Annotated in this window: 11 protein-coding genes; 4 read left to right on the top strand and 7 right to left on the bottom strand. The window is 44.3% G+C overall.

Translation table 11 applies throughout. The annotated features are described in order from the left end of the window. Nucleotides 1-18: 18 nt before the first annotated feature. The 7 genes from ACQEXR_RS10175 to ACQEXR_RS10145 form a co-directional block, all read right to left on the bottom strand. Nucleotides 19-4,860: an NAD-glutamate dehydrogenase gene (locus ACQEXR_RS10175; protein ID WP_427020274.1), complete on the bottom strand. Its 4,842-nt coding sequence runs from the start codon at nucleotides 4,858-4,860 to the stop codon at nucleotides 19-21. Nucleotides 4,861-5,046: 186 nt separating this feature from the next. Then, on the bottom strand, nucleotides 5,047-5,265 hold the full coding sequence (locus ACQEXR_RS10170) for a DUF2835 domain-containing protein (RefSeq protein ID WP_269376760.1): 219 nt from the start codon (nucleotides 5,263-5,265) through the stop codon (nucleotides 5,047-5,049). A 97-nt stretch (nucleotides 5,266-5,362) separates the two neighbouring features. Continuing rightward, a complete protein-coding gene (gene pepN / locus ACQEXR_RS10165; RefSeq protein WP_427020273.1) occupies nucleotides 5,363-7,969 on the bottom strand; it encodes an aminopeptidase N in 2,607 nt (868 codons plus the stop codon). Nucleotides 7,970-8,200: 231 nt separating this feature from the next. Continuing rightward, nucleotides 8,201-8,863, bottom strand: a complete 663-nt coding sequence (locus ACQEXR_RS10160) for a hypothetical protein (RefSeq protein ID WP_426951416.1) — start codon at nucleotides 8,861-8,863, stop codon at nucleotides 8,201-8,203. A 136-nt stretch (nucleotides 8,864-8,999) separates the two neighbouring features. Beyond that, on the bottom strand, nucleotides 9,000-10,997 hold the full coding sequence (prc, locus tag ACQEXR_RS10155) for a carboxy terminal-processing peptidase (RefSeq protein ID WP_427020272.1): 1,998 nt from the start codon (nucleotides 10,995-10,997) through the stop codon (nucleotides 9,000-9,002). 17 nt (nucleotides 10,998-11,014) lie between these two features. Continuing rightward, nucleotides 11,015-11,644, bottom strand: a complete 630-nt coding sequence (gene proQ, locus ACQEXR_RS10150) for an RNA chaperone ProQ (protein WP_138972360.1) — start codon at nucleotides 11,642-11,644, stop codon at nucleotides 11,015-11,017. A 99-nt stretch (nucleotides 11,645-11,743) separates the two neighbouring features. Beyond that, nucleotides 11,744-12,217, bottom strand: a complete 474-nt coding sequence (locus ACQEXR_RS10145; RefSeq protein ID WP_331426487.1) for a GAF domain-containing protein — start codon at nucleotides 12,215-12,217, stop codon at nucleotides 11,744-11,746. 86 nt (nucleotides 12,218-12,303) lie between these two features. On the opposite strand from ACQEXR_RS10145, the gene ACQEXR_RS10140 reads away from it, so the two are divergent. From ACQEXR_RS10140 to rsmF, 4 genes are all read left to right on the top strand, one after another. Continuing rightward, the gene (locus tag ACQEXR_RS10140; RefSeq protein WP_331426486.1) at nucleotides 12,304-14,100 is read left to right on the top strand and encodes an ABC transporter ATP-binding protein; all 1,797 of its coding nucleotides are present in this window, start codon (nucleotides 12,304-12,306) and stop codon (nucleotides 14,098-14,100) included. 36 nt (nucleotides 14,101-14,136) lie between these two features. Continuing rightward, nucleotides 14,137-15,396 (top strand): PqiA/YebS family transporter subunit, encoded by a 1,260-nt coding sequence (locus ACQEXR_RS10135; RefSeq protein ID WP_427020271.1) that lies wholly within the window; start codon nucleotides 14,137-14,139, stop codon nucleotides 15,394-15,396. Next, the gene (locus ACQEXR_RS10130; protein WP_331416256.1) at nucleotides 15,389-18,022 is read left to right on the top strand and encodes a PqiB family protein; all 2,634 of its coding nucleotides are present in this window, start codon (nucleotides 15,389-15,391) and stop codon (nucleotides 18,020-18,022) included. The genes ACQEXR_RS10135 and ACQEXR_RS10130 overlap by 8 nt, the downstream gene beginning before the upstream one ends. An 86-nt stretch (nucleotides 18,023-18,108) precedes the next feature. Next, nucleotides 18,109-19,533: a 16S rRNA (cytosine(1407)-C(5))-methyltransferase RsmF gene (gene rsmF / locus ACQEXR_RS10125; protein ID WP_331416255.1), complete on the top strand. Its 1,425-nt coding sequence runs from the start codon at nucleotides 18,109-18,111 to the stop codon at nucleotides 19,531-19,533. Nucleotides 19,534-19,586: the final 53 nt, after the last annotated feature.

The raw sequence follows: 19,586 nt of genomic DNA, 5'->3' as shown, positions 1-19,586 counted from the left end.
ACGAATTATAGCAATCGTTTACTCATTTGCTGAACAATTCAAGTTGAGCAACATCAGTTCACGTAGCGCTACCGAGAATTTTGCAAATTCATGCACTGAACCTACTTTAAATTCATTGAGGATATTTTCCCAACGATGTAGCGATACTTCATTTGTCACGATCCACTCATCAAGCGCTTTCATCACATCGAAATCTTCCGGTGCACAAGCACAGCTGAGAACTTGACCTGTTAGCTGACGTTGTTGCCAATCTAGATCTTCACGGAAAGCGGCACGTGCCAGTGCTTGCCAGTGGTTGTCTACTGCTTGGCCATTAATCTGTTTCAAGAACCAGTGCAGTGACAAACGATCGCCTAGGTTGTAGTAAAGTTTTGCACTTTGTTCGACAGTTTTGCCTTTTTCACGCGCCACTGTGGAAATATCCAGTACTGAGTACAAACTAGAGAGACGAGCAACATAATTCGCAAGTTCTGCTTCAATACCCTGCTCGATCCAGTCTTGAGCCATTTGGTTGTGCTCTTTCACTTCGGAAGGAACAAGCATATCATCCAAGTGTTGCTTGATGGTTTCTACATCAGCTTGGTAAAGCTCTATCAAAGATTTAACGCTCTGACGTCCACTGCGGTTACGTAGGATCCAGCGCGATAGACGACGTAGAGTACGGCGTACGTAGAACATCATGTCATACTGAGCAACCGTTAATGCGTCGTTGTCTAGCTTACGGATATGTTCGAGAACTTGGCCAAGACCGAAGATTTCACGTGATGCAACATAAGCGTTAGCAATATCAACGACATGTGCTCCGGTTTCTTCTTGAAGACGAGTGACAAAGTTGCACCCCATCTCATTCACCATCTGATTTGCTAACGCAGTAGCAATAATTTCAGAGCGTAGCGGGTGGTTAACCATTTGCGCTGAATAGTTACGGCGTAACTCGGTTGGGAAGTAATGAGTTAACTGCTGCGCATGGAATTCATCATTGGCGATGTCTTCGTGTACCAGTTCTTCTTTAAGCACCATTTTACCGTACGCAACTAACACAGCTAGTTCTGGACGAGTTAGAGCCATGCCTTGTTTTTCACGTTCGATTAGCGTCTCATCATCAGGGATGTACTCAAGTGCACGGTCAAGGTACCCTGCTTTTTCCATTGTATGAATAAAGCGAATTTGCTCTTTGACTAAAGAAGTGCCTTGCTGTTCAGTCACCGAAATCGATTCTGACTGACAGTAAGCATCTTCCAGAACAATCTGACCCACTTCATCTTCCATCGACTCAAGGATCTCGTTGCGCTGTTTAACAGTAAGATCACCATTGGCAACCAAACCATTTAGGAAGATCTTGATGTTAACTTCGTTATCCGAACAGTCTACACCGCCAACATTGTCGACGAAGTCCGTATTGACACGACCACCAGTTAGAGCGTATTCAATACGTCCCAACTGAGTCATACCCAAGTTACCACCTTCACCCACAATCTTAGCTTTCAGATCGCGACCATCGATACGCAATACATCGTTAGCACGGTCGCCAACATCCGTATGCGTTTCGGTCGATGCTTTAACGTAAGTACCGATACCACCATTCCATAGAAGATCCACTTCCATAGATAGAATCATTTTGATCAATTCACTTGGTGCGACTGACGTTTTCTTAGTACGCAGCATTTTCTGGATTTCAGGCGTCAGTGCAATTGATTTTGCGCTACGCAAGAAAATACCACCACCCTTAGAAATAAGATCCGCGTTGTAATCTTCCCAGCTAGAGCGAGGTAGATTAAACAGACGATTACGCTCTTCCCAGCTTGTTGCTGAGTCTGGATTAGGATCAATAAAGATGTGCATGTGGTTAAATGCCGCTTGGAGACGGATATGTTTAGATAGCAACATACCGTTACCAAACACATCCCCTGCCATATCACCAACACCAATAGCGGTAAAGTCAGTGGTCTGACAGTTTATGCCCATTTCACGGAAATGACGTTTGACCGATTCCCAACCGCCTTTAGCAGTAATACCCATGGCTTTGTGGTCGTAGCCATTTGAACCACCGGAAGCAAATGCATCACCAAGCCAGAAGTTGTACTCTTCTGACACAGAGTTAGCCAAATCTGAGAAAGTCGCTGTACCTTTATCAGCGGCAACAACCAAGTATGGATCGTCCTCATCATGACGAACAACATTCTTAGGATGAACAACTTCACCTTCAATGATGTTGTCGGAAACGTCTAGTAATGCACGAATGAAACGTTTGTAACAACGTTGACCTTCAGCAAAAATCTCATCACGTCCGTTAAGCGTGTGCTGACGTTTACAAACGAAACCACCTTTAGCGCCGACAGGAACAATGACCGTGTTCTTAACTTGCTGTGCTTTAACCAATCCCAAGATTTCAGTACGGAAATCTTCTTGACGATCAGACCAACGTAACCCACCACGTGCCACTTTACCGCCACGCAAGTGAACACCCTCGATATCAGGTGCATAAACAAAGATTTCAAACGCAGGTACCGGTTGAGGAATCTCTGGAATCTCGGTTGGTTTCATCTTCAACGATAGCCAAGGCTTAAACTGCTTATTATCGTCGACTTGATAGTAGTTAGTGCGTAGTGTTGCCGTGATCATTTCCATGTAACGACGGATGATCCGATCGTCGTCCAAGCTCTCGACATGATCAAGTTGCTCTGTAATATGAGCAATCAGTTCACTTTGCCCTTTCTGGCTACCTTTGAATTTTGGTTCAAAACGTTTAGTAAATAGATCAACTAGACCTTTCGCCAAATCAGGATAATGGCTAAGAGTATCCTCGATGTATTGTTGGCTAAATGGGAAGCCCACTTGACGCATGTAGCGAGCATAAGCACGCAAGATCGAAATTTCGCGACCTGTCAATGAAGCGCCAAGAACTAAGCGGTTAAAGCCATCACTCTCTAGTTCGCCTGCCCAGATAGCAGCAAAAGCTTGTTGGAAGCGATCTCGAGCTTCACGAAGATCGACACTCTTTTCGCTCTTATGAAGCATTGAGAAGTCGAGGATCCAGAATACTTGACCGTTCGTTTTGCGAACTTCATAAGGCGACTCACCAATCACTCGTAAACCAAGGTTTTCTAACATTGGCATCACATCAGAAAGGTGGATTGGCTCATCACGGTGGTATAGCTTTAGACGGACAGACTTCGAATCCGCCGCCAACTCTTGTGGACGATAAAAAAGCATTCCAAGTTTGTTATCATCACTGAGTTTTTCTAGACGTTCAATATCCGCAACTGCCGAGCCAGGCATAACATCTTCTTTGTACGAACGAGGGAAAGCACGAAGGTATTCTTTCGCTAAAGGCAGGCCTTTACTCTCACCAAAGTTCGCTACGATCGCTTCTGATAAACGATCATCCCAAGTTGAAGATGCTTCCATTAAATTTTGCTCAATCGTTTTGACGTCTACGCCCATGTTGTTGTTATCAACACGAACAATGTAATGTGTACGAGCGAGAGGGCTCTCTGAGAAGTAGGTAGTAAATTCGACTTCTTGTTCACAGCCAAAATACTGCTTCAATATGCGCTGTGTTTGACGGCGAAGTTCTGTGTTGTAACGATCTTTTGTCACATACACCATACAACTGAAGAAACGACCAAACGGGTCTTTGCGAACGAACAGACGCAGCAGATCGCGATCTTGCATCTGAACAACACCCATACCGACTTCTAGCAACTCTTCTTCTTTTGCTTGAAGTAACTCATCTCTTGGGTAATTTTCTAGAATATTGTGAAGTGCTTTGTAAGAGTATGATCCTTCGCGATAGCCACTCGCTTCAAGAATACGGCCTACCTTTTCACGGATCAGAGGGATACTCGCAACACTTTGGTTGTACACCGCTGATGTGTATAAACCTGTGAAGCGATGCTCACCAATCACCTTGCCGTTTTCATCAAACTTCTTGATGCCAATGTAGTCAGTATAGGCAGGGCGATGGATGCGTGAAGGTTGGTTACCTTTAGTGACGATCAATAGGAAAGGTTTCTTCGCTTCTAGTCGTGCAGAATCAGGGAAGTCCGAAAGTTTGACAGTACGAACACGGTCACGGCTTGCAAACAAACCAAGTCCTTTATCCGCAGTAGGTCTAAGCTCTGTATCACCATCGACAGTAACAAGATCGTATTCTTTGTAACCCATGAAGGTAAAGTTATGATTGCCTAACCAGCGTAGGAACTGGATAGATTCATCATAACGATCACGCTGAATCTCAATCTTACCCTGCTGCGCCTCAACTTTTGTGGTCACTTCTTCTAATTTTTCGACCATCAGTAACCAGTCTTGAACAACCAATCCGGTGTCGTTAAGAATGCTCAACAGCTCTTCTTTAAGTGCCGCCATCGCTTCTTTGTCACTCAGACGGTCAACTTCAATATGGAAGAGAGATTGAAGTCCGCCCTCACCTTGGTTAATACCGGTAATCGCCCCTGTCTTAGAACGAGCGATTTGAGTCGGACCATGAAGCATTAAGTGTGATGAAAGATCCAAGCGGCTTAGTGCCATTTTTACTGAGTCGACCAAAAATGGACTATCAGGTACCACAATCTCAACGATTGTATGCGTTGATTGCCAGCCTTGGCGACTTACGGTTGGATTAAAAACTCGAACAGAAATCTCGTCAGCTTTTTTCTCATTGATATGGTGCCAAAGTGAAACTACTGCGCCATACAAGTCAGATTCGTTACGTTCGACCAAATCGTCCTGAGAAATGTTGCTAAATAAATGTTGAGCAAGTTGGGTGACTAGGGGTTGATGAGCAAGCTCGAGTTTGTCTTGAATAAGTTTGTAAACTTTTTCAAGCAGAACCGGCATCAATGTTTCACGCGCGGTCATAATCACACTCCACAATTAGAATTGTATGTATTTTGGGGATGTTGTAAGCATAGTGCTTAACACGGGTAATGCCGCTTTATTGTAAAAGCTTTATTGATAAATAGTTAATTCTTTTGGGAGTGGTAGGAGGTGAAATGTTTGATAATGTGACTGATGTTCTATTTAAACTTCTATAAAATCAGTTGCTCACAGAAGTTCTAACTCTAAAAACTTATTATTTTGGTCAGTTGTTAATCTAAAACGCCCTTTTAGGCCAATTTGACTAAGAAAAGGCCTGAAACGCGATGCAGGCAATTGTAGGCGTAAGCCATTGTCAGTCACCACTAAAACATTGCTTGCTGCCCCACTGTAGTGTGCGAGAAAAGTTTGATAACTGATGTTGAGAGTAAAATAGTAATGCTTCATGAAATCGGTCAAAAAAGTCACGTTTTATCTGACAGTGATAGACAACTGTATAAATAAACAGTAGCACTAAAAAGTGCTACTGTTTTCGTCATATTGATTAAGATTCCAACGCTTTGGTCACTTTTTCAAACAGGTCTTTAGCCAGATTATCCATTGATTTTAATGCCTCTAGTTCCATTTTGATAAGCTCTTGGCGAGCAGTATCGTACTTGCGGAACTTCAACAGCGGATCGATCAGACGCGAAGCTACCTGCGGGTTACTACTATTTAGCTCGCGTAAGATCTCCCCCGCAAACTGATAACCTTCACCAGATTTTGCATGGAAGCGTACTGGGTTCATGCTGAGGAAAGAACCAATTAGGCTACGAATACGGTTAGGGTTTTTAAGACTAAACGCTTCGTGTTCCATCGTCTTCTTGATCACCTCAAGTGCATCTTGCGCTGGATTGGTACCTTGTAAAGTAAACCACTTATCCATCACGAGACCATCATGTTTCCACTTATCGCTGTAGTCTTGCATTAATGCTTCACGACATTCTAACTGTGCACTATTCGCGGCACTCATTGCTGCAATGGTGTCAGTCATGTTATTAGCCTCAGCGTATTGCGTCTTGGCAAGTTCGTTACCCTGCTCGGTGTAAGCCAAAAAGCCTAAAGCAGTGTTTCGAAGAGAGCGTTGGCCGATTGCCGCATGTTCGATAGAGTACTCGGCTTGCTTAGAGCTATGATAAATCGCACTCAGCTCATCATTCAATTCAGTGGCGAGAATTACTTTCAATGTTTTCAGCACCTTAGCAATCGCATCGACATCCACCTGCTTGTACCAACCTAACACTTCATTGAAACTTGGTAGCGATAGCATCTCTGCAATGAATGCAGGTTCAAGGTCACTAGACAGAAGTACACCGCGGAAAGCGTCAATGACCGCCTCAGCAAGTTTAACCTCGCCACCAGCTTGAACATTTTCGACATTCGTACGAATGTACTTGGCAAGAAGCATTTGTCCTGCATCCCAACGAGCAAACTCGTTGCGCGCATGAACCATCAAGAAAATCAGCTCTTCATCACTGTAATCATATTCCAGTTTTACTGGCGCAGAGAATTCGCGTAGCAATGAAGGAACGGGGTTTTCAGCAACGTCTTCAAACACAAATGTCTGCTTCGCTTCAGTCACATCAAGAACATTACCAACAACAGAACCGTTACGGCGTAACTCAATCACCTCTCCATTTACCGCATAGAGCTCGACATCAAAAGGAATATGCAGGGCCTGCTTTTCTGCTTGATCCTGAGTTGGCTCCGTCGATTGCTCAACCGTCAATGTGTAGGTTTTTGCTTGTGCATCGTACTCGCTCGCTACGCGTAATGTTGGTGTTCCAGACTGGCTATACCATAAACGGAATTGCTTAAGGTCAACACCGCTTGCATCTTCCATCGCTGAGACAAAATCTTCACAAGTCGCGGCCGTACCGTCGTGGCGTTCAAAGTACAGCTTCATGCCCTTTTGGAAACCCTCTTCACCAAGCAAGGTATGCATCATACGAATCACTTCACTGCCTTTTTCGTAAACCGTCAAAGTGTAGAAGTTGTTCATTTCAATCACTTGATCTGGGCGGATCGGATGAGACATCGGGCTGGCATCCTCAGCAAACTGAGGACCACGAATGATTCTTACATTGTTGATACGATTCACAGCACGAGAGCCAAGATCTGAAGAAAATTCTTGATCACGGAATACTGTCAAACCTTCTTTAAGGCTCAGTTGGAACCAGTCGCGACAAGTCACACGGTTCCCAGTCCAGTTATGGAAATATTCATGACCAATGACCGCTTCAATGCCTAAATAATCAGTGTCAGTCGCTGTTCTCTCATTCGCTAATACGAACTTAGAGTTGAAGATATTTAAACCCTTGTTCTCCATCGCTCCCATGTTAAAGAAATCGACCGCTACAATCATGTAGATATCCAAGTCATATTCAAGGCCGAAACGCTCTTCGTCCCACTTCATCGAGTTAATCAATGACGTCATCGCATGCGGTGCACGATCTAGGTTGCCCTTATCAACAAAAATTTCGAGTTCAACATTACGACCAGATTGAGTTACGTATTTGTCACGTAGTACATCGAAATCACCAGCGACCAAAGCGAACAGGTAAGCTGGTTTTGGATGAGGATCTTGCCACTGCACCCAATGGCGTCCGCCTTCTAACTCACCTTGCGCAATACGGTTACCATTGCTGAGTAAGAATGGGTTGTGCGCTTTATCTGCAATCACTTTCGTGGTGTATTTCGCTAGAACATCTGGACGATCCATGTAGTAAGTGATTCGACGGAAACCTTCCGCCTCACACTGAGTACAGAAAGCCCCACCCGATTTATACAGACCTTCTAGAGCGGTATTAGCTTCAGGATCAATTAAGGTCACAATCGTCAGAGTGAACTCAGATGGAAGCTGATGAATTTCTAATCCACCTTCAATTTCGCTGTAGTCTGACCAAGCTTCGCCATTGACGGCGATACTTTGTAACTTGAGTTCTTCTCCGTCTAGGCGAAGTGTTGTTGCATCTTTAAGTTGCTTAACTTGAGAAACCGCAGTTACTGTCGTCTCGTTATCGTAGAGATCAAAGGTCAAATCAATATCAGTGATGGTGTGTGATGGTGATTGATAATCTTTGCGGTACTTGGCTTGAGGAGTCTGAGCCATGTCGAAATCCTTCTGACTGAATGCATCTGAACATTGCGCTGTAAAAGTCTAGCGCAGTAATAGTAAAGTTCGGGAATTTTCCCGTTACAATTTGCGTATTAGCTTACAACTCTAGATATAAAAAAACGAGGTTCGATGTCGAAATACCTCGTTTTTTCTCTATTGTTGACATAAAACTCAAACTGTTTGTCTATTTAGTCAGCAAGGGGCACATTTCTCTACCACGCTTTATCAACGGATTCGATTTAATACGGCATACAGCGCACCTTCTTCCATTTCCAAAGTCAGCGTATCTCGGTTCAGCGTGTATCGTGTTTCATGTTCACCATTTTCATAGAGAAGCACCAAGTGCTCGCCCTCTGTATAGTAAACGCCTTTGTGTATCGCCTCATCGCCATCATCATTACTCACCCGGAACATAAAGACAAAATCTGGCTGTAAAATCAGATCCAACTTTTGTACGTCGCTGGCAAGAATATCATCGCCACCCAAATGTGCACTCGACCACATACCAGCCAATGCGTTGGACAACGCTTTAGTGAAAGTAACGCCATTTAAACTGAGTAAATTGTGATTGGCTGAATACTCGTACATTTGAGGCTCTGAAGTATTCAATCCAAGAACCAAAGTATCTTCATTGGCTGTGTACAACCCTTCCCAGTGGTCGACTGAATAGTCCCTTTTCTGAATATCAATCTTAAAACTATAGTTTGAATCCAGCGACAGCTTGATCGCTAAAAAGTTTTCCTGCGACTGTTCAGGGTTAGGATTAACGAGGTACCAGTCTCCTAGCAGAAACGGTTGGTCGAACTGAGTTAAATCGCTGTTGTCTTTCACTCCATCAGCGAGCACCGAAAGGCTAAAAATTAATGATATTAGAGCTAACAATCTCATCACGTGCTCCTCACTCTTTTCTTTAAGCTTAGGCACGTCAGGTATATTTAGCTAAAAAAATTGATCTTTATCACAATATTTTATTGTATAAAAAAAGCGAGCCCAAATGACTCGCTTTTTAATTGATTGATTTCAATTAAGATTTAATCATATCAACCATTATCGCTACCGATTCGCTAAGGTAGGCATCCGGCGATTCATAATCTTTAGGGATATCATCCAGTGTCTTATACGGCTCTTGACCTGCTGCTTTTTGTCTCTCATTAATTCGAGTTAAACGGCGCGCGTCTGCTGCATCGGTTTCCGCTTTACGTGTTTTCTCGTTGAGCGACAAAGAGTTATCGTCTTTCTCTGCCTTGTATTTTTCAATATCTTCGGCCACAAAACGAAACTCTAGGTCCTTAGCAATACGAGTTTGGTGGTTAGCGGCAAGCTTACCAATCAATGCCTCATTACGCTGTAACATTTCGTATTTAGCTTTGTCAATACGATCCCAAGGCAGTGCATTGTCTTCTACCGACTCACCCGTTTCGCTTGGATCTATCGCTGTAGGGAACGCAATATCTGGGGCGACACCCTTGTTTTGTGTACTACCACCATCAATACGATAGAACTTTTGGATGGTATACTGAACGTAACCCAACTCTTTGTCGAAAAGATCGTAGATATGGTTTAGCGAACGATGTTGCTGAACCGTTCCCTTACCGAAAGAGTTTTCACCCAAAATGATGGCACGCCCATAGTCTTGCATTGCCGCAGCAAAAATCTCTGAAGCGGAAGCACTATAGCGATTAATCAATACCGTTAATGGACCGTCATAACTGATCTTACCGTCGGTATCACTATTGACGTTGACTCGACCATAACTGTCTCTCACTTGGACAACAGGGCCGCTAGTGATAAACAAACCGGAAAGTGCTGTTGCTTCAGTGAGTGCACCACCACCGTTGTTACGAAGATCAACAATGATGCCATCAACACCCTTGCCCTTGAGCTCTTCGATAAGTTTATCGGTGTCTTTTGCAAGTCCGACATAAAAACTTGGTACTTCTAGAACACCAATTTTTTTGCCATCCTTCTCAATCACTTCAGATTTTACCGCTCGGTCTTCTAGACGGATTTTGTCTCGAACGATGGTAACAACATCCGCTTTCGCTTCCTTGCCTTCAGGCAAGATTTGCAGATTAACCTTGGTGCCTTTCGGTCCTTTGATTAGCTGAACAACATCATCAAGACGCCAACCGATGACATCAACGATATCTTCACCATCTTGACCAACACCAATGATTCGATCACCTTCCGCTAGAAGCTTACTATTCGACGCTGGGCCACCAGCCACCAACGAACGGATAACAGTGTAATCGTCTTCCATTTGCAGTACCGCACCAATACCTTCAAGCGACAAATTCATATCAGTTTGAAATTGGTCTGCACTGCGAGGTGAAAGATAGCTAGTATGAGGATCAATCTGACGAGCAAATGCGTTCATGTAGAGCTGGAACGCATCTTCGTTATGAGTTTGACCTAAACGCTTGAGCGCGTTGTTATAACGCTTGCCTAACGTGTCTTTAATCTCATCCCAATCTTTGCCCGTTAACTTTAAGTTCAACGCATCATACTTGACTCGCTTACGCCAAAGTTCATCAAGCTCTGCGGTATCGGCTGGCCATGCGGCTTCACTGCGATCAAGCTCAATGGTTTCATCATTATCGAAACTCATCTCCTGATCGAGGATAGACAAAGCATACTTAAAACGTTCATAACGACGCTTGATTGACAGATTGTAGACATCAAATGCAATCTGGTTATCTCCCGCTTTCAATTGGTCATCGATTCCTGATGTCCATTTTTTGAAAGAGTCGATATCCGCTTGCGTAAAGATATTACGATTGTAATCAAGCATTTCGATATAACGTTCGAAAATAGCTTGAGAAAATTGATCGTTTAGCGAGAAGTGTTTGTAATGAGAACGTGTAAAGCGAGATGTGACACGTTTGCTGGCTGTCTCATGCTGAGCTTCTGGAGTCAGGACGGGTAGGTCCTCTAAACTGATATTTGCTTCTAAAGCATGAGCAGTAGAAGCTGCTAGCAATAAGCTAGCAGCAATCAGCGACAATTTTGAACGGCATTTCATGCGTAGGAGTATCTCCTTTATGCGCGCAAGTGCTCCGCTTTTACAACCATTTGTAGGCCGTTAGTCAGTTGAACACGCACATCTTCCTTATTGATTTCAACGATAGTCGCAGCCATGTTTCCTTTGCCCATATTGACGTTTACTTGATTACCAACTTTCACTTCGTCAGCATTCAGAGCGCGCGTTTCTACAGGCTTAGCGGCTTTTTGTACTTTATTTTGTTGCGGGCGACGGCCTTGAGGCTTCTTCGCCGCAGGCTTAGCTTTCTCTTTACTTTCTTCGCGAGTTTTAGTCGCTTGCTCTTTACGACGAGCTTGCACTTTAGCTTTGCTTTCAGCTAGTGCTGTTTTTGCGTGTTCTACGTGCTCTTCGTCAAGCTCGCCTGCTGGGTTGCCATCTAAATCTACACGTACTGCACCAGGCTTAACACCGTGAAGGTAACGCCATGATGAAGTGTATTGTCTTAACGCTGCACGAAGTTGAGTTTTGCTTACTTTAGGATCATCGCTTAGACGATCCGCAAGATCTTGAAAGATACCAATTTTAAGTGGTTTAGCTTCACCTTCTAAAGTAAAGCACTTAGGGAAACATTCAGCAATATATGCGATAACTTCTTTGCTGTTTTTTAACTTTTCAGTGTTTTCCATGTGGGTTCCTGGTTATTGCGGTTCATCCGCGAGCATTAAGATTAAATATTTGAGGTATTATAGTGACCTGCAAGCGAAAAACCACACTCAATAGATAATTTATGCCTTGATAGCGTGTGAATTAAGCAGCTTTTCTACTTCCTGCATCAAAAAAGTTAGCCCCTGCTCATCGATTTCATTGAATCGCCCCACTTTCGGACTATCAATATCCAACACACCAAACATTTCACCATCAATCGAAAATGGAATCACGATCTCTGAGTTGCTCGCTGCATCACAGGCGATATGTCCTTCAAACTCATGCACATCATGAATACGCTGAACCGTATTGGTCGCGACCGCGGTTCCACAGACTCCACGTCCTACCGGAATGCGCACACATGCAGGCTTGCCTTGAAAAGGACCAAGCACCAGTTGGTCATCTTTCATTAAATAAAAACCAACCCAGTTTAACTCTTCAAGTTCCATGTTGAGTAAAGCACTGATGTTTGACAAATTGGCGATCAAATCGGTCTCAGATTCGATAAGTGCGATGACTTGTTTGGTTAAGCGTTGATAATGTTCTATTTTCATTTATACATCCATTTGAAAACTAGAGACTTCCACTATGAATCTGCGTACAATTTCGCAAACCACAAATAGTAAGCATTCTCATTACAATGACTAACAATTCCAACACTATTAGCCATTCTTGGTTGATAACACAAGTTAAACAACACCGCAATAAGCTGATATTTGCCAATGTCATTGCTTTCATCGCCACCTTAATCAGTGTGCCCATTCCATTGTTGATGCCACTTATGGTCGACGAAGTGTTGCTCAACCAACCCGGTACGGGCCTTAAAGTGATGAACCAACTGTTACCTGATTCAATGCAGACAGCAACTGGCTATATCTTTTTAACCCTGCTGCTAGTTGTACTTATGCGTACGGCTAGCCAAGCACTTTCCATCGTACAGAGCCGTCAGTTTACTTTGGTATCTAAAACCATTACGTATCAAATGCGTAGCAAAATGATCGATAAACTGGGCCGTATCAGCATTCGGCAGTATGAGACTCGTGGCTCTGGAGGTATCAATGCTCACTTGATTACTGACATAGAAACCATCGATCAGTTTATTGGTTCGACTCTCAGTAAATTTCTTATCAGCCTGTTGACTGTCATAGGGACCGCAGGGGTTCTTCTCTGGCTAGACTGGCGTTTAGGTCTGTTTATTCTGTTGGTCAATCCGGTTGTAATCTATTTTTCGCGTAAGCTAGGCAGTAAAGTAAAGCATCTTAAAAAGCGCGAAAATCAATCGTTTGAACGTTTTCAGAATCGATTAGTCGAGACCTTAGATGGCATCTATCAACTAAGAGCGGCAAATCGAGAACGGGAATTTCTTAACGAACTAAAAACCCATGCAGACCACATTCGCCAAGATGCAGATAAGTATGCATGGCAATCGGAAGCCGCTGGTCGAGTCTCTTTCCTTCTATTTTTATTAGGATTTGAGTTATTCCGCGCAGTTGCAATGTTAATGGTCTTGTTTAGTGACCTGACCATAGGTCAAATCTTCGCAGTATTTGGCTACCTTTGGTTCATGCTCTCTCCTGTTCAAGAACTGCTTGGCATTCAGTTTTCTTGGTATAGTGCCAAAGCCGCACTGAAACGGATCAATGCCCTATTAGATTTAGAAGAAGAACATCGCCCTCAAAGTAAGGTGAATCCATTTACTGATGATCGAGAAGTCGATGTTGAAATCGACAAGGTGAGTTTTTCTTACAATGATGAAGTACAAGTCCTCTCTAAATTGAGCCTCACCATACCAGCGGGTAAAAAAGTGGCGCTGGTCGGTTCCAGCGGCGGGGGCAAATCAACATTGATCCAGTTGCTTATCGGTGTGTATCAGCCTAACTCCGGCTATATCCGCTACAATGGTCAAACTACAAATGATATCAGTTTTGAGATAATTAGAGAGCAAATTGCCGTTGTATTACAACAGCCTATACTCTTTAATGACACCTTAAGGCATAATTTGACACTAGGTTCAGAATATGATGACTTATCTTTATGGCGCGCGCTTGAAGTCGCGCAGATGCAAGATGTCATCAGTCAACTCAGTGATGGGCTTGATACGCAAATAGGCCGCAATGGTATTCGGCTGTCAGGTGGACAACGTCAGCGCCTAGCGATTGCAAGAATGATCTTGAGTAATCCTAAGTTTGTCATTTTGGATGAAGCGACGTCGGCACTCGATACTGCAACAGAAGCCGCATTGCATAAAGCGCTTACCGAGTTTCTACGTGGTCGTACAACGTTAATTGTCGCACATAGATTGTCCGCGGTTAAACAGGCAGATTTGATCTACGTACTTGAAGACGGTCAAGTATCTCAAGCAGGTACTCATGGAGAATTGGTTGAACAGCAAGGCTTATATCAAACCTTATACGGCAACGTGCAAAGTCACGCTTAGGCCCTTTTCTCGTGCCAAAAATATAGAGGGGCTGCGATGAACGCCCCTCAGGTCTTGCATGCTCATGACTCCAAGCCAACCAATATTAGGCTTTGCCACGGCTGTGAACTACCCGTTGACCTTGTCTCTGTGGAGAGAGGCAAAAGCGCCTACTGCCCGAGATGCAATAGTCATCTATACCGAGGGGGGAATCCTTCTCTGTCAGGCAATTTAGCGATTGCAATAACTTGCCTTTTACTGTTTGTTCCTTCGCACTTTTTCGAGTTTATAAGCATTCGTCTTTTCGGCGTGATGATTCCTGCGACTTTACCCTCAGGCGTATTTGCACTTTTTCAAGAAGGTTTTGTACTCCTGTCACTGCTTATTTTCTTTTGCAGTTCGATAGCGCCCCTTTTGTTGTGTAGTTCGGTTGTCGCTGCGCATATCGCGCTGAGCAAAGGCTCGTTTCGTTTGCTCAAGAGTTCCCTGTCAATTATTGACTATGTCAAAGCGTGGGTAATGATTGATGTCTTTCTTGTTAGCATCGCCATTTCGTGTTTCAAACTCCAAGATTACTCGGATATCTACGTTGGACCGGGCTTGATTGGTCTAGTGTTACTGCAAGTCTCTACCGTACTACTGGTGACACGAGTAAGCGTGCGTCGATACTGGGAAGTGTTTCATGCGGAAGAGCAATACGCTTTGTCAGAAAAAACGCTTCACTGTCATCACTGTCACCTTTCTCAACCAGAAGGGACGGAATGCTTGCGTTGTAAAAGCCCTATCCATCATCGCAAACCGTACTCGATTCAAAAGACATGGGCTTATCTCATCGCGGCCAGTATTGCGATATTTCCCGCTAACATCATTCCAATTTCCATTTTATTAACTAACGGCAAACGCTTAGAAGATACCATCTTTTCTGGCGTTGCTTCGTTAGTGAATAGTGGAATGACTGGCATCGCCATCATCATTTTTGTTGCCAGTATCGTGGTTCCCGTTGCCAAGATCCTAGGGCTGTCTTACCTGTTACTGGCGATACAGTTCAAACGCAAGATTTACCACAAACACAGAATGCGCATCTATTTTGTCATTAAATGGATTGGTCGCTGGTCGATGATGGATCTGTTTGTCATCTCGATCATGATGACATTAGTTGATAGAGGCCAAATTCTCGACTTTACACCAGGCTATGGCGCGGTCGCATTTGGTATTGTAGTTGTGCTCACCATGTTAGCCGCAGAAAGCATGGATCCGAGACTAATTTGGGACAATTACCCAGAAGAATTTGATAGAAAAGAGTCGTTAAATGAGTAACCCTTCTCCCACACAAAACTCATATTCCCCGCATATCAAGCGTAATAAAGGAATATCACCACTTTGGCTGCTACCAATCTTAACTATGGTACTGGCAGGATGGCTGGTGTTCAAAGCCGTGCAAGATGCCGGGCAACGAGTCCAGATCTACTTCTCTGATGCACAAGGCTTGATCGCAGGAAGAACCACCATTCGCTATCAAGGCTTAGAAGTGGGCATGGTGAAAGATATCAATTTGTCCCCAGACTTACAGAGTATCTACGTCGATGCGGACATCTACCCACAAGCCACGAAATTGCTGACCAAAGAAGCGCGTTTCTGGTTGGTCAAACCCACAGCGAGTCTGTCTGGGATTTCTGGCCTTGATGCACTTGTTTCGGGTAACTATATCGCGATTTCTCCAGGTAATAACCCTTCCGAGCCTGAGACCAAGTTTACCGCTCTAGAGCGTGCTCCCTCCGATTTACTGGCAAACCAAGGGCTTAATATTTCACTAAAATCGAGAGACTTAGGCGGTATCTCGGTCGGTTCACAAATCGTTTATCGAAAGATACCGATTGGTGAAGTGTATAGCTATCAGCTTGACCGTGATTCGAAAAACGTCATCATCCAAGCCTCAATACGCGATGAGTATCGCCACATCATCACTGACGATAGCCGCTTCTGGAACGTCAGTGGTATTGGTGCCAACATAGGATTCGAAGGGGTTGATGTAAAACTGGAAAGTTTCAGTGCTCTGCTTGGAGGCTCTATTGCTGTCGACTCACCTGATGGTGGTGAGCCTGTTGCAGATAACTCTCAGTTTAAACTCTACCCAAATTTAAAAACCGCTGGTCGAGGTATCGCAATAAAGATTGATTTACCAGATGACAACAAGATCAACGCTTCTGGCGCACCAATTATGTACCGTGGTATCGAAATCGGACAGATTACAGATTTAGAGTTGAGTCATGGTAGAGAGAACATCGTTGCTTCTGCGGCAATCCAGCCTGCTTTTAGTGACATGCTGACAACGGGTAGCCGCTTCATTCTTGAAGAAGCGAAAGTCTCTCTATCGGGAGTAGAAAACATCGCTAACATCGTTAAAGGTAACTTCCTGACCGTGGTTCCTGGTGACGGCGAGCGTTCACGACATTTTAGCGCAGTAAGAAAAGACGACTTCAAACGCCAACAAGCCCGCTCTGTCTCACTTCAATTAGTGTCAGACAATTCGTTTGGACTCGATCAGGGTGCCAACATCCTCTACCGTGGTATCAGCGTAGGTTCGGTAACGCAAGTGAGCCTAGTTAACGACAAAGTGCAGCTAGATGCGCTAATCGATAGCGACTATGCGCACCTTATTAAGTCTCAAAACCGCTTCTTCGTGACAGGTAGCGCCAGTGCCGAATTGACTGAATCAGGCTTGAATATTACCGTGCCACCAGCAAAACAGCTTCTAACGGGTTCTATTAGTTTCGTTAGTGAAGGAAAAGCTCAGCCACAGGCGCAATACACGCTCTATCAAAACAAGTCACTTGCTGAACTCGCTAAGTACAATATCTCAGGTTCTACCAAGTTGACCCTTTTTGCTAACGAATTACCTTCGATCAGTAAAGGCAGTCCTCTGTTGTATCGAAATCTGCAAGTGGGTAATGTTGCTGACTTCTATTTGGTCGACGGTGGTGTCATCATCAGCGCGAGTATAGAAAATCAATATAAGCACCTTGTCACTGATCAAACCGTATTCTGGAACCGCTCAGGCGTTGAGATAGATGCAAGCCTTGCAGGCATCAACGTTAAGGCGGCCCCACTCACCTCTTTGATTCAGGGAGGCATTGCATTCGATTCTCTGCCTGGAGTCGAAAATAAGCAAAACGACAAATGGTTGCTCTACTCAGACTTCAAGACTGCAAGGAAATATGGCCAAGTGATCTCATTGACACTCAATGGCGAAAACACAGTCGCAAAAGGCACTTCAATCAACTATAACGGAGTAAAAGTTGGTGAGGTCACTTTGGTTATTCCAGACTTCAAACTCAACAGAGTAGAAGTCAAGGCGCGTATATTACCTGAATACACCAATACAATTGCGGTTGCTGGGTCGTACTTCTGGTTACCTAAAGCGCAAGTGGGTCTTAGTGGTGTGAAGAACATTCAAAATCTCCTGGCACAATCGATCAACGTGTTACCGGGTAACGGAAAAGCGACATATGCCTTTGAACTTAACCACCAACAACCGGCGATAAACGGCATAACCTTCACCCTACAAAGTGAATCTCGCGGCTCTATCACTGTTGGTACACCGGTACTCTATCGTGAGATAGAAGTCGGTCAAGTAACCAATGTTCAGTTAGGTGAATTTGCTGATCGCGTCATATCGACCATTGCTATTGAGCCTCAATACGCCTATTTAGTTCGTCAAAACAGTGTTTTCTGGAACACATCTGGCGTCGACGTATCGATCGGTATTACCGGTGCCAATGTTAGAGCCGGCACAATTGATAGTATTGTTCGTGGTGGAATAACTTTTGCGACGCCAGAGCAAAAACAATTGGAGCCAATCGCTCGTCAAGGTCAGTCCTTCTACCTATATACCAAAGCAGAAGACAGCTGGCGCACATGGCGTACAGCAATACCAAAACCTTAATCCATGGGGAAACGCAGCGAATTCGCTGCGTTTTTTATTGAAATTAGCTATAATCACCGACCTTTTACGCTTGTAGAGACAGAACCTTGCACCAGAACGTATACCTACCAGACGACTTTCTCGCTGAAATGCAATCAATCCTACCCCAAGGACTGAACATGGCGGATTTTATCGCCGCATGTCAGCGCCCATTGCGTAAGAGTATTCGGGTCAATACACTCAAAATATCAATCGATGAGTTTGTTCAACGAGCACAACACAAAGGATGGCAACTTCAACCTGTACCCTGGTGTGAGGAAGGATTCTGGATTGACGCAGACGAATCGGAAGTCCCGCTAGGTAACTCGGCAGAACACATGTCTGGGCTTTTTTATATCCAAGAAGCCAGCTCTATGATGCCCGTATCCGCTTTATTCTTGGATGACCAAGATGACTTCACCAGTGTGCTCGATATGGCGGCTGCACCAGGCTCGAAAACCACTCAGATTGCGTCAAAGATGAACAACCAAGGTGTGCTCGTTGCCAACGAGTTTTCCGCAAGCCGTGTAAAAGTACTCCACGCTAACATAGAGCGCTGTGGAGTACGTAACGCCGCTCTTAGCAACTTTGATGGTCGTGTGTTTGGTGGCTGGTTGCCCGAGCACTTTGATGCAGTATTGATTGATGCACCTTGTTCAGGTGAAGGTACGGTACGTAAAGACGCAGACGCCATGAAGAACTGGAGTAAAGAGTCGGTCCTTTCGATTTCTGACACACAAAAAGATCTGATTGAAAGCGCTTTTCATGCGTTAAAACCTGGCGGCGTTATGGTCTACTCAACCTGCACGCTCAGTATTGAAGAGAATCAACAAGTATGTCATCACCTTAAAGCGTCCTTTGGTGATGCTGTAGAGTTCGATAGCCTCGCTTCCCTTTTCCCTGATGCCGATAAAGCTCTTACCGAAGACGGTTTTCTACACATATTCCCTCAGGTATATGATTGTGAAGGCTTCTTTGTTGCACGTATGCGCAAACTTGCGTCAGTCACCGCCCCTCAAGTGAAAAAGCGTTTGGGCAAATTTCCGTTTGAGAAAGCGAGCGCTAAAGTACAAACGGACATTGCTAAACAACTCCACACTCAACTGGAGATTAATTTACCTCAAGCATCTTCTATCTGGTTGAGAGACAACGACGTATGGTTGTTCCCTGATGCTCTTGAACCTATGCTTGGTGAGCTTAGATTCTCCCGAATGGGGATCAAAATTGCTGAAGCCCACAAAAAGGGCTACCGCTGGCAGCATCAAGTTGCAACGGCATTAGCTACTGGTAAAGAGAGAACAGCCCTAGCACTTTCTATTGATGAGGCTCGTGAGTGGTTTATGGGACGTGATGTTCGCCCTGCTGACCTATCCGGTCAAGGTGAAGTGATCGTAACACTCGCTAACGATGTGATTGGATTAGGAAAGTGGGTGGGTAACCGTATCAAGAATGGACTACCAAGAGAGTTGGTCAGAGACAAAAACTTGTTTTAAGCGGTCATTAAATAGTATGAAATTCTACAAAAGCCTAGCGCATTGCCGATCAT

The sequence above is a fragment of the Vibrio sp. TRT 2004 genome, from assembly GCF_050113735.1.
Lineage (GTDB): Bacteria > Pseudomonadota > Gammaproteobacteria > Enterobacterales > Vibrionaceae > Vibrio.
The sequence above is the reverse complement of the archived record's forward strand: the minus strand, read 5'-3'. Positions and strand labels throughout refer to the sequence as shown.